Source organism: Bartonella vinsonii subsp. berkhoffii ATCC 51672 (assembly GCF_902825225.1).
GTDB classification, from domain to species: Bacteria; Pseudomonadota; Alphaproteobacteria; order Rhizobiales; family Rhizobiaceae; genus Bartonella; species Bartonella berkhoffii.
Genome location: NZ_CADEAK010000302.1, coordinates 1 through 394, shown reverse-complemented (window position 1 = coordinate 394; position 394 = coordinate 1). Strand labels below are relative to the sequence as shown.

At 38.1% G+C, this 394-nt stretch carries 1 pseudogene; it reads right to left on the bottom strand.

Annotated elements, in window-relative coordinates:
- Positions 1-394, bottom strand: a pseudogene (locus J7R10_RS09360) (3-deoxy-8-phosphooctulonate synthase); the annotation flags it as partial.

Below are 394 nucleotides of genomic sequence, written 5' to 3'. Positions count from 1 at the left end.
AAACTGTCCTTTTTTAATATTGATAACACGGCCCGTTTTGGCTGCTGCTGTCAAAAGATCTGTTTGACGACACAAAAAAGCGGGTATTTGTAAAATATCTACCGTTGACGCAACAACTTTGCATTGTTCTTCTGTATGGACATCAGCCAATACCGGACAATTAAATTCCTTTTTCAAATCAGAAAAAATAGCCATTGCTTTTTCAAGACCAATGCCACGTGCTGCACTTATAGATGTTCTGTTGGCTTTATCGTAACTCGATTTATAAACAAACCCAATACCAATTTTATCTGTAATTGTTTTAATCCGGCCAGCCATTTCAAAAGCATGATCTCGGCTTTCCATCTGGCACGGTCCTGCAATCAATGAAAGAGATGCTTCATTTGAAAAGACA